Source organism: Micromonospora sp. CNZ299 (assembly GCF_002754415.1).
Genome location: NZ_PEFG01000001.1, coordinates 4,415,703 through 4,429,127 on the forward strand (window position 1 = coordinate 4,415,703; position 13,425 = coordinate 4,429,127).

Consider the following 13,425-nt stretch of genomic DNA (forward strand, 5'->3'; position numbering starts at 1 on the left):
TGACCGTGGCGAAAAGTTGATGTGACCCACCGCTCAACCTTCTGCCGACCTGACCCGTCCATAGCTTGTGGCACGGGGGAGGGTTCACGGTGGCGCGGGGTGACGCGGAGTTCGTCGAGTTCGCGAGGGCGGCGTCCGCGCGACTCGTGCACGCCGCCTTCCTGATGACCGGCGACCACCACCAGGCCGAGGACGCCGCGCAGACCGCGCTGGCCCGTACCTATGCCTCGTGGTCCCGGATCCACGACGACGACGCCTACGGGTACGCGCGCCGCACCCTGGTCAACCACCTGGTCGACGGGTGGCGGCGGCCGCTGCGGGAGTACCCGACCGAGGAGGTGCCGGAGCAGCGGCGCGGCGACGTGGCCGACGAGGTGACCACCCGGCGCTGGCTGATCACCATCCTCGGCGCGCTCAGCCCCCGGGAGCGGGCCATCGTCGTGCTGCGCTACTACTTCGACCTTCCGGAGGCGCAGGTGGCCCGGGAACTCGCCGTGTCCGTCGGCACGGTCAAGAGCACCAGCTCACGAGCCCTGGAGAAGCTGCGCACCGCCGGGCCGCGGACATCCGACGAGGAGGCGCGCCGATGAGCGAGCTGGAACGGCTCCGCCAGGCCATGCGGGACACCGAACGCCCCGCCACATCGCTCGATCTGGCCGCGGTGATGCGCGAGGGGCGGCGGTTGCGGATCCGTCGGCGGGTTGCCGGCGCCGGTGCTGCGACGCTCGCGGCCGGCGTGGCCGCCGCTGTCGCCGTCGTGGCGGTCGGCACGTCGCCGGGCGGCCCGCCGACGCCCGAGCGTCCGCCGCCGGTCGCTGTCGCTCCACCACCGGCCGGTGCCTCGCCGACGGCGTCGGCCTGGTTGGAGCCCACCCCGCCGCCGACGGTGGCCCGCGATGTCCCGCCCCCGAAGCCCCTGGGCCAGGTGATCGACAGCGAGGTGCGACACGGCGCCGACCAGCGGGTCTACTACTTCGTCGGGGTTTCCGTGCCCGGCGAGCCCAAGGTGTCCGTCGGGCTGGCCGCCGGTCGCCGCGCTCCGGACGGCATGCTGACCACGGACATCCTGGTCAACGACGTCGACGGAGCTGACCGCAGCCCGGGGTTTCATCAGATCGCCTACGACGAGCGCTCGTCGACAGTGCCGGTGCCCACCTTCGGCTATTTCGTCGGCCCCGCCCAGCGAATCGTCGGCACGGTGGGTGCCCGGCAGGTCGATGCCCGACTGGCCCGCTGGAGTGAGGACAAGCAGGTGCTCATCTTCTGGTTCGACCCGGCCGAACTGACCCCGGGGCAGCGGCTCGACGGCATCATCGCCCGCGACGCCAACGGCCGCCGACTCTGACACGCTGCCGGCTGGTTGCTCGGGCCGGACCGGCCAAGGGTCGCTCGGGCCGGTTCGGCCAACGGTCGCTCAGGCCGGTTCGGCCAACCGGCGCTCGATGGTCACCGTCGTCCCCTCGAGGGTGGAGACCAGCCGTACGTCGCCGTACGCGTTCATCAGCAGCGCGCCGCGTCCCCGGTCCATCGCCGGTCGCCGGTCCCGCCAGGTGCCGAAGTCCCGCACCGAGATCCGGACCAGGCCGGCACCGACCTGGACCCGCACCCGCACCTCCGGACGGCTGGGCCGCTGCGCGTGCTCGACGGCGTTGTTCATCGCCTCGGACGCGGCGAGCAGCAGATCCTCCAGCACGTCCGGGTCGACGTCGAGGTCGCCGAGCGTCCGCCGGACGTCCCGACGCATCATCGCGGCCGAGGTGGGTGCGGACGGGTACGCCCACCTGACGTCCAGTACGTCGCCCAACCCGTCGCCCAGGACGTCGCCCAGCCCGTTCCGGTCGGCCGGAGCCGCCGGCACCACGGACGTGTCGCCGACGGGTTCGACCGCCGAAGCCGGTGCGGTGGCGGTGACCTCGGCTGGTCGCGTCGTCGCCGATGCGGCGTCGACCGTCGCGGGATTGGCGGCGATGCGGTCGCGGGCTCGCCGGATGGCCGCGCGGATCCGCGCGATCAGCTCGGTCGCGGCGAACGGCTTCACCAGGTAGTCGTCGGCGCCCAGGCTCAGGCCCTCCACGCTGGCCTCACCGCCGGCACGGGCCGAGAGCACCAGCACCGGCAGTGCCCGGGTCGCCGGGTCCGCGCGCAGCCTGCGCAGCAGGTCGAAGCCGTCCATCACCGGCATCATCACGTCGGTCAGGACCAGGTCTGGCCGCTCTCGGTGGATCTCGTCGAGGGCCTGCCGGCCGTCGGTGACGGCCCGTACCCGCCAGCCCTGCCCGGTGAGCAGCCGGGTGAGGTACGCCCGCATGTCGCTGTTGTCGTCGGCGACCAGGATCCGGGAGCCGGCCAGCTCGTCCACCGCCGGGCCGATCGTACGGTCGGGCTCCGTCACACTGCCGTCCGGTTCGGCGAGCCAACCCATCGCCTCCTCGACAGCGGCGCGGGCGGCGTCGCCCCGCCCGTCCACCGGCGGGCCGGTCAACGCCGTTCGGCGCGCCGCCGACCAGGGAAGCGCCACGGTGAAGGTGCTGCCGACGCCCACCCGGCTGGCCACCCGGACCTCGCCGCCCTCCAGCCGGGCCAACTCGTGCACCAGGGCCAGGCCGATGCCAGTGCCCTCGTGGCTGCGTGAGCGGGCCCCCCGCACCCGGTGGAAGCGTTCGAAGAGTTTCGGCAGGTCCTGGTCGCCGATGCCGATGCCGGTGTCGGCGACGGTGAGGCGTACCTCCTCGTCGTCGGTGTCCAGGGTGACCCGGATCCGGCCGATGAACGTGTATTTCAGAGCGTTGGAGAGCAGGTTGGTGACGATGCGTTCCCAGTTGACCGGGTCGATGGTGACCGGCCGTGGCAGCGGTGGGCAGGCCACCTCCAGGGTCAGCCCGGCCCGCTCGACGGCGGCCCGGAACACGCCGGCCAGCTCGGTGGTGAGCGCGGACAGGTCGACCGCACGGGCGTCGCTGCGGGCCCGCCCGGCCTCCAGGCTGCTGAAGGTGAGGAGGCTGTTGACCAGCGTCAACAGTCGGGTGGCGTTGCGCCACGCGGTCTCCACCCGCTCCCGCTGCACGGGGGCCAGGGGCGCTGTGGCGTCGGTGAGGGCGTCCGCCAGCGGGCCGAGCATGAGGGTCAACGGGGTACGGAACTCGTGGCTGACGTTGGCGAAGAAGTCGGTCTTGACCCGGTCCAGTTCGGCCAACGCCTCGACCCGGCGCCGCTCCTCCTCGTACTCCTGGGCGTTGCGCAGCGCCACGGAGATCTGCTGCGCCAGCAGCTGGTTGAAGGACCGGTACGCCTCGTCGAGCCCTTGGCTGGGGCTGACCCCCGCCAGCAGAACACCGAGCGGCTGGTCCTCGTCGCCGGAGGGGAGTGGCAGCGCCAGCGCGGTGCGGACCAGGTCGCCCCACGGGCCGGCGGGCACTGGCAGCCGGTCGGCGACCTCGGTCACCTGGGTCGGGCGGCCCTCGGCGGCGTCCGGCAGCCCCCAGGCGTATGCGACCGGGCCGGGGTCGGCCAGCTCGACGGTGCCCGGGAGTGCCCCCGCGTGTCCCTGGTCGCCGCCCGTGCAGGCGAGCCGCCGCAGCACCGTGCCGTCGCGCAGGTAGATGGCGGCGAACGGCACGTCCAGCGGGTGGCTGTCGATCGTGTCGATCAGCCGGTCGGCGGTGGCGTCCACGTCGACGGTGCGCCCGTCGCCGAGAACGGACAGGTCGCGCAGCAGGCGCAGACGGCGTTCGCCGACCACCTGCTCGGTGACCTCGCTGCAGACGGTGAACACCCCGACGGTGCGGCCCTCGTCGTCGCGGGCCGGCGCGTGCGAGACGCTGAAGTACGCCTCCTCGCGGTAGCCGGCCCGCTCCAGCAGCAGTTGCAGCGCGGGGACCCAGCTGGCCACCCCGGTCGCCATGGCCTGCTCGATCAGCGGGGCGAGCACGTCCCAGCCCTCGGCCAGGGTCACCCGCACGTCGTTGCCGAGCGCGGCGGGGTGCTTGTCGCCGATCAGGGTGGAGTACGCGTCGTTGTAGAGCTGGGAAAAGTCGTCGCCCCAGAGCAGCAGCATGGGGTAGCGGGAGGAGAGCACGAGCCGGACCGCGGCGCGCAGGCTCTGTGGCCATCCGCTGACCGGACCCAGTGGCGTACGGGCCCAGTCCAGCTCCGCCATCAGCCGACCGGTGTCACCGCCGCCGCTGAACAGGTCGATGCTGGGTCGTGTCACGCTCGACCCGGCCCCATCGCTAGCCCCCGTTCCGGGCCCGACGACCCCTGCTGGCGTTACCTACCCATCCTGGCACCTCTACTCACCTGTGCCGCCGCCGGTACCCACCGTCGAAGCGGCGGCGGTTCGGGACGAACGACCGATGCTCAAAGGATCGACATCTGTAAGTGTCTCGGGTATCTCTCCAACCCCCGAGGAGCCCCCATGAGAGGCAGAACGCTGAGCGCGGGAATCGCGCTTGCCGTGTTCGCCGGAATGACGGTGACGCTGGCTGCCCAGCCGGTAGCCGCGTCGCCCATGACCACGATGACGGAGGCCCGGCCGATCGCCGCGACCGCCGCCGCGTTGGCAGCACCGGACATCTCCGTCAGCAACGTCCAGGCCCACCTCACCCAGTTCAACAGCATCGCCACCAGCAACGGCGGTAACCGCAGGGCCGGCTCGGCCGGCTACACCGCCTCGCTCACGTACGTCAAGACCAGGCTCCAGTCGGCCGGCTACACCGTCAGCGAGCAGTACTGCTCCAGCTGCACGTACCCCTCGAACAACCTGATCGCCGAGTGGCCCGGCGGCCCGACCGACCAGGTGGTCATGTTCGGCGCCCACCTCGACGGCGTCTCGGCCGGCCCCGGCATCAACGACAACGCCACCGGCTCGTCCACCCTGCTGGAGAACGCGTTGGTCCTGGCCGCGCAGAACCCGACCATGACGAAGAAGGTCCGGTTCGCCTGGTGGACCGACGAGGAGCAGGGGCTCAACGGCTCCCGGTTCTACGTCAACTCGCTCAACACCACCCAGCGCGGCTACATCAAGGGCTACTACAACTTCGACATGGTCGGCTCGGTCAACGGCGGCTACTTCATCAACCGGGTCACCTCGACCACGGCGGCGCCGCTGAAGGCGTACTGGGACTCGTTGGGCCTTGCGCCGGAGGAGAACGTCGAGGGCCAGGGCCGCTCCGACGACTACTACTTCCAGCAGGCCGGCATCCCCACCTCGGGCTACGCCGCCGGGGCCAGCGCCCGCAAGACCAGCTCCCAGGCGGCCAAGTGGGGCGGCACCGCCAACTCGGCGTACGACCCCTGCTACCACCGCGCCTGTGACACCACCGCCAACGTCAGCGCGACGGTGCTGAACAGGGCGGCCGACGGTGTCGCGTACGCGCTGTGGCAGCTCGCCGTTGGCGGCGGCACCCCCACCAACGACTTCTCCGTCGCGGTCAGCCCCACGACGCGCACCGTCGCGCGGGGCGCCAGCACCACCGCCACGGTGGCCACCGCCACCACGGCAGGCTCGGCGCAGTCGGTCAGCCTCTCCGCCTCCGGCGCCCCCAGCGGGGTGAGCGTCTCGTTCAGCCCGTCCTCGGTGACCTCCGGCGGCTCGTCGACGATGACCCTCACCGCGTCGTCAAGCGCCGCGACCGGCACCTTCACAGTGACGGTCACCGGCACCGGCTCGGTCACCCGCAGCGCCACCCTCACTCTCACCGTGACCGGCACCGGCGGCTGTGCGGCCACCCAGGTGATCGGCAACGGCGGCTTCGAGAGCGGCGCCACAGTGTGGACGGCGTCCTCCGGCGTTATCACCAACTCCAGCAGCAAGCCGGCCCGGACCGGGTCATACAAGGCGTGGCTCAACGGGTACGGCAGCACCCGCACCGAGACCCTGTCCCAGTCGGTGACAGTGCCCGCCGGCTGCGCCAGCTACACGCTGTCGTTCTGGACTCGCATCGACACCGCCGAGACGACCACGTCCACGGCGTACGACAAGCTGACCGTGCGGATGGGCTCGACCACGCTGGCGACGTACTCGAACCTCAACGCCTCCACCAGCTACGTCCAGCGCACGCTCAACGTTGCCGCGTACGCCGGGCAGACGGTGACGCTCACGTTCACCGGCACCGAGGACTCGTCGTTGCAGACCAGCTTCGTGATCGACGACGTGACGTTGCAGGCGAGCTGACCGCGTACCCGCAGAAGCGAGCCGCCGCCGGGGCTTCCCGGCGGCGGCTCGTCGCGTTGCGGGTCAGGGGAGCTGCGGGTAGAGCGCGGCGACGCCGCCGGCCAGCCCGGCCTGCACCTGGCGGCTGAGATCGTCGGCGAGGATCTCGTACGCGTCGGCCTCGATGCCGTCCACCCCGATCCGGGCGATCGTCGCCGGGTCCAGTTTCGGGCCGGTGACGTCGGCGGCCATGTCGGTGTCCAGGTAGCCGACGTGCAGGCCGGCGACCCGGATGCCCCGCTCGGCGAGCTGGACGCGAAGGACGTTGGTCATCGACCACTCGGCGGACTTGGCGGCGCTGTAGGCCCCGTGGATCGGCAAGCCGAACCAGGACAGCACGGAGAGCACGTTGAGGATCGTTCCGCCGCCGTTGCCGGCGATGACCGGCGCGAACGCCCGGACAGTCGAGAGGGTGCCGATGTAGTGGGTCTCCAGCTCCAGCCGGACGAGGTCCAGGTCGCCGTCGAGCAGATCGGTCCGGGTGTCGATGCCGGCGTTGTTGATCAGCAGGTTCACGTTCCCGGCCAGCTCGGCGGCTGCGGCCACCGAGGCGGGGTCGGTGATGTCGAGGCGGACCGGTGTCACGCCGGGCAGGTCGACGCTGTCGGGGTTGCGGGCGCCGGCGTAGACGGTGGCGCCCCGGGCGAGGAGTTCGGCGGCCAGGTGTCGGCCGAGGCCACGGTTGGCGCCGGTGACGAGAGCGGTGCTTCCAGCGATCTTCATGGCCGTCACGCTATCCGACCTGACTTACGTTTACCAAAGTCAGCTACGTCACGACGGTGACCCCCCTGAATCGGGAATGCGACCCCGAGGCGGCCACAACCCTGCCGGTGATGGCTCGTATCCTTTCCGCGAACCTCCGCACGAGCCGAGATGGGAGACGGTGTGAGCAACCAGGCCGAAACGTTGGAATTCCAGGCCGAGGCGCGTCAGCTCCTCCAGTTGGTGGTCCACTCGATCTATTCGAACAAGGACGTCTTCCTGCGGGAACTCATCTCGAACGCGTCCGACGCCCTGGACAAGCTGCGACTGGCCACGCTTGTCGACAAGGACCTCGTCGCCGACACCGACGACCTGCACGTCGCCCTCGAGGTCGACCGGGACGCCCGTACCCTCGCCGTGCGGGACAACGGCATCGGGATGACCCGCGACGAGGTCGTCCAGCTGATCGGCACCATCGCCAAGTCGGGCACCGCCGAGCTGCTGCGCGAGCTGCGCGAATCCGCCGACGCCCACGCCTCGCAGGACCTGATCGGCCAGTTCGGCGTCGGCTTCTACGCCGCGTTCATGGTCGCCGACCGGGTCACCCTGCTGACCCGCAAGGCCGGCGAGACCGGCGGCACCCGCTGGGAGTCCACCGGCGAGGGCACCTACTCGATCGAGTCGGTCGACGAGGCGCCGCAGGGCACCACGGTGACCCTGCACCTCAAGCCGGTCGACACCGAGGACAACCTGCACGACTACACCGCCGAGTGGACCGTCCGGGAGATCGTCAAGCGATACTCCGACTTCATCGCCTGGCCGATCCGGATGAGCGTCGAGCGGCCTGGCGCCGACGGCGAGGCCGCCACCAGCGAGGTGCAGACCCTCAACTCGATGAAGGCACTCTGGGCTCGACCCCGCGACGAGGTCGACGCCGCGGAGTACAACGAGTTCTACAAGCACGTCAGCCACGACTGGGCCGACCCGCTCGAGGTCGTGCACATGAAGGGCGAGGGCACCTTCGAGTACGAGGCGCTGCTGTTCCTGCCCAGCCACGCCCCGCTCGACCTGTTCTCCCCGCAGGGCCGCCGCGGCGTCCAGCTCTACGTCAAGCGCGTCTTCATCATGGACGACTGCGAGGCGCTGGTCCCGACCTACCTGCGCTTCGTCAAGGGCGTGGTCGACGCGCACGACCTGTCGCTGAACATCTCCCGCGAGATCCTCCAGCAGGACCGGCAGATCCAGATCGTCCGCCGTCGCCTGGTGAAGAAGATCCTCGCCACGGTCAAGGACCTCAAGGCCAACCACGCCGAGAGGTACCGCACCTTCTGGACCGAGTTCGGCGCGGTGGTCAAGGAAGGGCTGATCGACGACACCGACAACCGCGACACCCTGCTGGACCTCCTGTCGGTCGCCTCCACCCACGACCCCGCCGAGCCCACCGACCTGGCCGGCTACGTCTCACGGATGAAGGACGGCCAGAGCGACATCTGGTACGCCACCGGCGAGTCCCGGGCCGCCATCGAGAACTCGCCGCACCTGGAGGCGTTCCGGGCCAAGGGCCACGAGGTGCTGCTGCTCACCGACCAGGTCGACGAGGTGTGGGTCGAGCGGGTCGGCGCGTACGACGGTCGGCCGCTGCGGTCCATCGCCAAGGGCGAGATCGACCTGGACACCGACGAGGAGAAGCAGCAGGCCGAGGCCGAGCGCGAGCAGCAGCGGCAGGAGTTCGCCGCCCTGCTCGACTGGCTGGGCACCACCCTGACCGACAGCGTCCGGGAGGTGCGCCTGTCGTCGCGACTGACCACCTCGCCGGCCTGCGTCGTCGGCGACGCCCACGACCTCACGCCGACCCTGGAGAAGATGTACCGGGCGATGGGGCACGAGGTTCCCCCGACCAAGCGGATCCTGGAGATCAACCCCGGTCACCCGCTGGTGTCCGGGCTGCGCAAGGCCCACGAGCAGGGCAGCGACCAGGCGGCCCTGACCGAGACCGCCGAGCTGCTCTACGGCCTGGCGGTGCTCGCCGAGGGCGGTGAGCTGACCGACCCGGCCCGCTTCACCCGGACGCTCGCCGACCGGCTGGCGCGCACCCTGTAGCTGGCGTACCCCGCCAAGCGGCGGGCTTCCCGGGTCACCGGGTGGCCCGCCGCCGGCGGCGGCCGGCTACCAGCGGTTCCAGTGGGCGAACCCGTCCGCGTCGGCCTGCGGACCGGGCTTGAAGTCGGTGCCCAGGGTGAACGCCACCGGCGTGAGCGCCACCTGCACGACGGTGTCGTAGGGGATGCCGAGCAGGTCTGCCATCTCCCTTTCGTAGCTGAGATGGCTCGTGGTCCACGCGGTGCCGAGCCCGCGTTCCCGAGCGGCCAGCATGAAGCTCCAGAACGCCGGGATGACCGAACCCCAGGCCCCGGCCTGCCCGCGCACGCTGGCCAGCTCGGCGCGGGACTCGACCCGCAGACAGGGGATGAGCAGCAGCGGCACCTCGTGCAGGTGATCCGCCAGGTGTTGCAGGCTGCCGGCGATCCGGCCCCACTGCTCGGAGGCGAAGTCCATCCTGCTGAAGGCCGGCCCGGTGCCGCCCGACGCGGGTGGCGGTGCCATCAGCCCGAGTCGCCACAGTCGGGCGACGGCGGCCCGGGTCCGCGGATCCTCGACGAAGATGAAGTCCCAGCGTTGCCTGTTGATTTCGTGATTTCGAAAACCGTCCAAATGAAGAGCGGAGCACGGTCATGCCGGTCGACACAGTGATCTTCAGCGGGGAGGGCCCGCACGCCGATCCCTGGCACCCGTTGTCCGAGACCAGCGCGGCGATCGCCAAGCTCGTCGGCGACGCGGGCCCGGTGGCGATCGTGACCACCGTCGACCAACTCGCGGCAGCGCTCGACGGCGCCCGCCTCCTGGTGGTGAACGCCAGCGCATCGAGCACCCGATCACTACCGGTCTCGTGGACTTCGAGGTGCACGACGAGCGCTACACCGACCTGGAGTTGCTCGACGGCGTCGACGTCGAGACTCTCTACGTCCACGACGAGGGTGGCGACACCCACCCGCTCGTGTGGGCGCGCACGGCCGGGAGCAGCCGGATCGTCTACAACGCACTCGGTCACGACGCGCTGTCGTACGAGTCGCCGGGGCACGTCGAGTTGCTGCGGCGCATCGTGCTCTGGCTCCGTCACCGCATCTGATCCGCAACGGTCCACGGTGGTCACTGCACACCGACCGGCCGCCCGCAACCGCTGGGGGTGACGCCCCGCGTACCCCGGTGAAGAACTTCACAGGGGTTGGGCGATCGTCACCGACCGTGCCTAACGTCGGTCGGGTTCGCCACTGCGGACACCACGGCCGGCAACGCCAAATCCTGCCCCCGGTCGGTGGAACCCAGTCACCCGGGCAGGAGCGGGGGACCCAAACGTTCCTCGGTGCACGTCACCTCGGGGTGAAGCCGCCATCGTGCGGCCGGGCTCCTCGGCCCGAACCCGACAGCTCACCTCGCCGGCGTGGAGGAAGTTCACATGACGTCTGTCTACACGCCCCGTCACCGACGGGTCACCACCCGCCGTCTCGCCGTCGGCACCCTGGCCGTCGGTGCGGTCACCGGTGCTGTCGCCCTCTTCGGCCCGGCCGCCCCCGCGCAGGCCGCGGTCAACTGGGACGCGATCGCCAAGTGCGAGTCCGGCGGTAACTGGAAGATCAACACCGGCAACGGCTACTACGGTGGCCTGCAGTTCTCCCAGAGCACCTGGGCCGGCTACGGCGGCAAGAAGTACGCCGCCCGCGCCGACCTGGCCAGCCGCGGCGAGCAGATCGCCATCGCCGAGAAGGTGCTCGACGGGCAGGGCATCGGCGCGTGGCCGACCTGCGGCAAGAAGGGCGGCTCGTCGAGCGGCTCCACCGCGAAGCCGTCGACGAAGTCCACGCAGAAGCCCACCGCGAAGTCCACGGCGAAGCCCACCGAGCAGCAGGAGCGGCCCTCGCGGCGGGAGCAGCCGGCGACCCGCAACCACGAGCGCACCGCGCCGACCACGGGCGGCCAGACGTACCTGGTCAAGCCGGGCGACACCCTGTCGGAGATCGCCGACAGCCACCGGGTGACCGGCGGTTGGCAGTCGCTCTACGAGCACAACCGGCAGCTGATCGGGGCCGACCCGGGCCTGATCTTCCCGGGTCAGCGGCTCAGCCTCTGACGGTCTTCCCGCGTCAGCGGCTCAGCCTCTGACGGATGACACACGAACGCTCGGCCGGGTCACCGGCCGAGCGTTCGTACGTGTGGTGCGGATCAGCCCGAGCGCCCGTACCCCGGGGGAAGCCGTCACGCCGCGGAGGCGGATGCCTTCGACCCTCGGTGCGACGCGACCGGGCCGGCGTTCCAGCCCCAGCGGGGCGCCGGTGCGCTGCCCTCCCCGGACCAGCCCGTGCCGCCCTCCTCGTTGTCGCCGCCGTCGGTGGTCATCTCGACCGGGGCGGGTGTGCTGCGGGCAAGTCGCATCGACTGCTCCGCGCCGGCGCGGGCCGCGCACGGCCAGGACTGCCCGGCGCACTGAAGGTTGCGGCACTGACCCTCGTCGTCCGGCTCGTGGGCGCTCAGCACGTCGATCGCCAGTTGCCAGAGCAGCGGGTCGGTTACGTCGTGCGGCCGTTCGGCAGTGCGACTCGGCCGGTTGCTGGTGTCGTCGTCGGACATTGTGGGTCCCCCCTTGTCAGGCTGTACCCCACAAGGGTCACCCGTCAGCCGCCGGCTAAACCGCCGACCTGCTGTGATGTGTCTCCGGTCGCAGCGGTCGCCGGGACGCCGCACGCAGATCGGTCAATCCGGCAGCAGCGGCATCTCGACGCCCGGCTCCCGGCCGAGCAGGACCGCTCGGGTCAGCGCCGTTGAGCCGAACCGGTCGCGGACCGCGTCCACCGCGGCGTCCAACTCCGCGCCAGGATCGCGGTGAAACGGCAGCTCCGGTTGCACGGGGTTGTCGTCCAGGTTGCCCACTGAGACACCGATCAGGGTGACACCACGACGATCGATCTCGGTCAGCGCTGCTCGCAGCAACGCGCGCGCGGCGGCGAGCAGCGGCGTCGTGTCGGCGGTCGCCTTGCCGATGGTGTGCGAGCGGGTCGCCCGGGTGTAGTCGCCGAAGCGCAGCCGCAACACCACGGTGCGACCGGACCGCCCCGCCGCCCGCATGCGGCGGCTGACCCGGTCGACCAGGCCGGCGAGGATGGCATCCAGCTCCGCCGGGGCATGCGGGGTGCGGCTCAGCGCATGCTGCGCGCCCATCGAGCCGCGTCGCCGGCCGACCTGCACCGAGCGAGGATCGCGGTTGTGCGCCAGGGCGTGCAGGTGCCTGCCGGCGCCCGACCCGAGCAGCGACACCAGGGCGGCCTCACCGAGCCGGGCCACCTCACCGACCGTACGGATCCGGCGTTCCCGCAGCTTCGCTGAGGTGACCGGGCCGACGCCCCACAACCGCTCGACTGGCAGTGGGTGCAGGAACGCCAACTCGGCGTCCGGTGCGACCACCAGCAGACCATCCGGCTTCGCCACCCCGCTGGCCACCTTCGCCAGGAACTTCGTGCGGGCCACACCCACCGTGATCGGCAGGTGGACCCGTTCACGAACCTCCCGGCGCAGCCGCTCGGCGATCTCGGCCGGCGACCCGACCAGCCGCCACAGGCCACCGACGTCCAGGAACGCCTCGTCGATGGAGAGCCCCTCGACCAGTGGCGTGGTCTGCCGGAAGATCTCGAAGACCGCCCGGCTCGCCGCCGTGTACGCCGACATCCGGGGTGGCACCACGATCGCGTCCGGACAGAGGCGGCGCGCCTGCTGACCACCCATCGCGCTGCGTACGCCTCGCGCCTTCGCCTCGTAACTGGCCGCGAGGACCACGCCGCCGCCGACGATCACCGGCCGCCCCCGCAGGCGCGGGTCGTCACGCTGCTCGACCGACGCGTAGAAGGCGTCCAGGTCGGCGTGCAGGATGCTGGCGCCGGGCGACACGTACACATGTTCGCATGGCAGGTGGCCATCTCTGCAATGAGCTGGGCGAACGCCCGATCAGTCGAGGCAGAACTCGTTGCCCTCCGGGTCGGCCAGGACGAGGTGACCGGCACCCAGTGGGGGAGCGGGCTCGTGGCGACTGAGTCGGGTGGCGCCGTATGCGGCGAGTCGTTCCGCCTCCGCCTCCAGCGCCGCCATCCGCTCGTCACCCGTGAGCCCGGGAGCGGCCCGCACATCGAGGTGTACGCGATTCTTCACCCGCTTGGGCTCGGGCACCCGCTGGAAGAACAGGCGCGGTCGCACACCCTCGGGGTCGACCACCGCTGAGGCGTCGTTGCGGTTTTCCGGCGGGACCCCCATCGCGTCCAGCGCCTGCTCCCACGATTCGAAGTTTCCGGGCGGTCCCTGCAACTGGTAGCCGAGGGCCTCGGCCCAGAACTCGGCCAACCCGGCGGGGTCGGCGCAGTCGAACGTGATCTGGACGTCGCGGGCCATGTCAGCTCCCTGTCTCGTGATCT

The 13,425-nt window shown here is 71.1% G+C and carries 12 protein-coding genes and 1 riboswitch; of the genes, 6 read left to right on the forward strand and 6 right to left on the reverse strand.

Annotated features, from left to right (window positions below; all coding sequences use genetic code 11):
- Nucleotides 1-89: 89 nt before the first annotated feature.
- Complete coding sequence (locus tag CLT68_RS19960; protein ID WP_099852839.1) at nt 90-590, forward strand: SigE family RNA polymerase sigma factor; 501 nt, start codon at nt 90-92, stop codon at nt 588-590.
- Nucleotides 587-1,345, forward strand: a complete 759-nt coding sequence (locus CLT68_RS19965; protein WP_099852842.1) for a hypothetical protein — start codon at nt 587-589, stop codon at nt 1,343-1,345. The genes CLT68_RS19960 and CLT68_RS19965 overlap by 4 nt, the downstream gene beginning before the upstream one ends.
- Before the next feature lie 69 nt (nt 1,346-1,414).
- Here the strand turns inward: CLT68_RS19965 and CLT68_RS19970 are convergent, their stop codons facing one another.
- Entirely contained in the window at nt 1,415-4,210 is a 2,796-nt protein-coding gene (locus CLT68_RS19970; RefSeq protein WP_099852845.1) for an ATP-binding protein, read from the reverse strand.
- Between the two features lie 204 nt (nt 4,211-4,414).
- Between CLT68_RS19970 and CLT68_RS19975 the strand changes: the two genes are divergently transcribed.
- Nucleotides 4,415-6,172, forward strand: coding sequence for a M28 family peptidase (locus CLT68_RS19975; RefSeq protein ID WP_099852848.1), 1,758 nt, complete (start codon nt 4,415-4,417; stop codon nt 6,170-6,172).
- A 63-nt stretch (nt 6,173-6,235) separates the two neighbouring features.
- Here CLT68_RS19975 and CLT68_RS19980 read toward each other — a convergent pair whose 3' ends face one another.
- Nucleotides 6,236-6,934: an SDR family oxidoreductase gene (locus tag CLT68_RS19980; RefSeq protein ID WP_099852851.1), complete on the reverse strand. Its 699-nt coding sequence runs from the start codon at nt 6,932-6,934 to the stop codon at nt 6,236-6,238.
- A 150-nt stretch (nt 6,935-7,084) separates the two neighbouring features.
- Here CLT68_RS19980 and htpG point away from each other — a divergent pair, with 150 nt between their 5' ends.
- A complete protein-coding gene (gene htpG, locus CLT68_RS19985) occupies nt 7,085-9,013 on the forward strand; it encodes a molecular chaperone HtpG (protein WP_099852853.1) in 1,929 nt (642 codons plus the stop codon).
- A gap of 66 nt (nt 9,014-9,079) precedes the next feature.
- Here htpG and CLT68_RS19990 read toward each other — a convergent pair whose 3' ends face one another.
- Nucleotides 9,080-9,625 carry a nitroreductase family protein gene (locus CLT68_RS19990; RefSeq protein WP_099852857.1) on the reverse strand — a complete coding sequence of 182 codons (546 nt, stop codon included), beginning with the start codon at nt 9,623-9,625 and terminating at the stop codon, nt 9,080-9,082.
- A gap of 208 nt (nt 9,626-9,833) precedes the next feature.
- On the opposite strand from CLT68_RS19990, the gene CLT68_RS33400 reads away from it, so the two are divergent.
- Both CLT68_RS33400 and CLT68_RS20000 read left to right on the forward strand, forming a co-directional pair.
- The gene (locus CLT68_RS33400; RefSeq protein ID WP_486482447.1) at nt 9,834-10,100 is read left to right on the forward strand and encodes a ThuA domain-containing protein; all 267 of its coding nucleotides are present in this window, start codon (nt 9,834-9,836) and stop codon (nt 10,098-10,100) included.
- 154 nt (nt 10,101-10,254) lie between these two features.
- A riboswitch (cyclic di-AMP (ydaO/yuaA leader) is annotated at nt 10,255-10,427 on the forward strand.
- On the forward strand, nt 10,428-11,099 hold the full coding sequence (locus CLT68_RS20000; RefSeq protein ID WP_099852859.1) for a LysM peptidoglycan-binding domain-containing protein: 672 nt from the start codon (nt 10,428-10,430) through the stop codon (nt 11,097-11,099).
- A 125-nt stretch (nt 11,100-11,224) separates the two neighbouring features.
- On the opposite strand, the gene CLT68_RS20005 is transcribed toward CLT68_RS20000, so the two are convergent.
- From CLT68_RS20005 to CLT68_RS20015, 3 genes are all read right to left on the reverse strand, one after another.
- Nucleotides 11,225-11,596, reverse strand: coding sequence for a hypothetical protein (locus CLT68_RS20005; protein WP_099852862.1), 372 nt, complete (start codon nt 11,594-11,596; stop codon nt 11,225-11,227).
- A 123-nt stretch (nt 11,597-11,719) separates the two neighbouring features.
- Nucleotides 11,720-12,907, reverse strand: coding sequence for a DNA polymerase IV (gene dinB / locus CLT68_RS20010; protein ID WP_099857385.1), 1,188 nt, complete (start codon nt 12,905-12,907; stop codon nt 11,720-11,722).
- A gap of 57 nt (nt 12,908-12,964) precedes the next feature.
- A complete protein-coding gene (locus tag CLT68_RS20015; protein WP_099857387.1) occupies nt 12,965-13,402 on the reverse strand; it encodes a VOC family protein in 438 nt (145 codons plus the stop codon).
- Nucleotides 13,403-13,425: the final 23 nt, after the last annotated feature.

Bases quoted from the DNA above. Each gene is read 5' to 3' on its own strand.
- CLT68_RS19965 (WP_099852842.1), top strand. From the start codon at position 587: ATGAGCGAGCTGGAACGGCTCCGCCAGGCCATGCGGGACACCGAACGC.
- CLT68_RS19975 (WP_099852848.1), top strand. From the start codon at position 4,415: ATGAGAGGCAGAACGCTGAGCGCGGGAATCGCGCTTGCCGTGTTCGCC.
- CLT68_RS19980 (WP_099852851.1), bottom strand. From the start codon at position 6,934: ATGAAGATCGCTGGAAGCACCGCTCTCGTCACCGGCGCCAACCGTGGC.
- htpG (WP_099852853.1), top strand. From the start codon at position 7,085: ATGGGAGACGGTGTGAGCAACCAGGCCGAAACGTTGGAATTCCAGGCC.
- CLT68_RS20000 (WP_099852859.1), top strand. From the start codon at position 10,428: ATGACGTCTGTCTACACGCCCCGTCACCGACGGGTCACCACCCGCCGT.
- CLT68_RS20005 (WP_099852862.1), bottom strand. From the start codon at position 11,596: ATGTCCGACGACGACACCAGCAACCGGCCGAGTCGCACTGCCGAACGG.
- CLT68_RS20015 (WP_099857387.1), bottom strand. From the start codon at position 13,402: ATGGCCCGCGACGTCCAGATCACGTTCGACTGCGCCGACCCCGCCGGG.